The sequence below is a fragment of the Paucilactobacillus suebicus DSM 5007 = KCTC 3549 genome (assembly GCF_001434475.1).
GTDB classification, from domain to species: Bacteria; Bacillota; Bacilli; order Lactobacillales; family Lactobacillaceae; genus Paucilactobacillus; species Paucilactobacillus suebicus.
In genome coordinates this window covers 1-492 of record NZ_AZGF01000075.1, presented here as the reverse complement: position 1 = coordinate 492, position 492 = coordinate 1, and the positions used below count along the sequence as shown (strand labels likewise).

The window sequence follows — 492 nt, the reverse complement described above, 5'->3', positions numbered from 1 at the left end:
CGTAGTTCTGAATAGTATCAGCAGTCCTATATGAATCGGTGGTACCATAGTCACCAGAAAGATTTGCAGTGCTTAGCACCTCACCAGTTGTGTCGTCAATGTAAGTAACATTAGCAGTCTCTTTGTTTGCTGTATAGGTAACAGTGTCTACAATATCAGCTGTATCAGCTGTAACATTGTTAACACCGTCAACTTGTCCCTTATCAGGGGTGTACCCAGTAATGGTCGGCGAAGTTACCGATGAAAAACTAGATCCATCTACTGCAGTCCAATCACCATAAACCTTTTCACCAGTCACATTATCAGTCGTTACGGTTCGCGTAAATTCAACTGGAGTAGCTGTATAATCAGAGTATGCCTCGCTACCATCACTGTAAACATAATGGATGGTTTCATTCACAGATTTATTTTCAGTAGTTTCGCTAGTACTGTGCGTCAAATGAACTACATAACTCTTAACTGTTCCGTCTTCATCATATACTACACCATCAC

1 protein-coding gene is annotated in these 492 nt (G+C 40.9%); it reads right to left on the bottom strand.

The window, feature by feature from the left end; genetic code table 11:
- Window positions 1–492 (bottom strand): mucin-binding protein (locus tag FD16_RS12975; RefSeq protein WP_420835649.1); only part of this gene is annotated, 492 nt, incomplete at both ends.